The following is a 528-nucleotide window of genomic DNA, read 5'->3' on the forward strand; positions in this document are numbered from 1 at the left end:
CTGATCAAGCGGACCTTTCCGATCCCACTTTTCGACATCAGCGCCAATTGCATCTACCTGCATCGGCATCTGCAACAGTTTTTCTGTCAGCACGTGTTCCCTGTCTGCCATAGCGACCGACTGCATAATAATATTTTCCAGTTCACGAACATTGCCCGGATAATTATAATCACAAAGACGCTGCAGCGCATGTTCCGATACCATCCAGACCTCTTTTCCAAAGCGTTCATTGTGCTTTTCCAGCAGTTTTTCTGTCAATACTGGAATATCTTCAAGGCGGCTGCGCAGCGGCGGAATGGAGATATTTACTACATTAAGCCGGTAATAAAGATCCTTTCGAAGTTTGCCTTCTTCTATGAGTTTTTCTGGGGGTTCGTTGACCGTAGCAATAATTCTCACATCAATGGGAATATCTCTGCTTCCACCAACTCTTCTGATATAATCCTCCTGCAGCACGCGCAGCAGCTTGCTCTGTAAATCATACGGCATGGAGTTGATTTCATCCAGCAGCAGAGTGCCGCCATTAGC

Annotated in this window: 1 protein-coding gene; it reads right to left on the minus strand. The window is 46.4% G+C overall.

The window, feature by feature from the left end; translation table 11 throughout:
* The coding region (locus tag D1841_RS18485) for a sigma 54-interacting transcriptional regulator (protein WP_166554414.1) at window positions 1-528 on the minus strand (528 nt) is incomplete at both ends.

Origin of the sequence: Neglectibacter sp. X4, assembly GCF_009917365.1 — a bacterium.
GTDB lineage: Bacteria > Bacillota > Clostridia > Oscillospirales > Acutalibacteraceae > Acutalibacter.